The 436-nt window shown below is 61.2% G+C and carries 1 pseudogene; it reads left to right on the top strand.

The features are described from left to right. A pseudogene (locus tag CWM66_RS28610) lies at positions 1 to 436 on the top strand (hypothetical protein); the annotation flags it as partial.

Raw genomic sequence — 436 nt, 5'->3', positions numbered from 1 at the left:
CGAGGGCGAGCAGTTGCCCGCGATGAGGCGCACTGACGCTGGCAAGATCGTCAGCAACTTCCCGAACTGCCTGAAGCTGATGCGCCATATCCGCGACCAGCTTGGCTTGGCTTATGACGAGTTCGGCGGATCAACGCATCTCACGGCACCAGAGTTGCCATGGAATGTGGACGTGGGCCGTAGGCTGGACGATGACGTGGTGCGCCGCATCCGCCAGTACTTCGTCGAGGCCACTGACGCAAACTGGACCAAGGACGATGTCCTGGAGGCAGCACTCACTATTGCCCGCGAGAACACCGTGCATCCAGTCCGCGACTACCTGGATGGCTTGACCTGGGATGGCGTCCCCCGCATCGACAAGCTGCTGGTGACGTATGCAGGGGCGATGGACAATGCCTACGTTCGCGCCATCGGTGCCAAGACCTTGATTGCTGGG

Source organism: Kosakonia sp. H7A (genome assembly GCF_003028445.1).
In the GTDB taxonomy this organism is placed as follows: Bacteria; Pseudomonadota; Gammaproteobacteria; order Enterobacterales; family Enterobacteriaceae; genus Kosakonia; species Kosakonia radicincitans.
The sequence above is the reverse complement of the archived record's forward strand: the minus strand, read 5'-3'. Positions and strand labels throughout refer to the sequence as shown.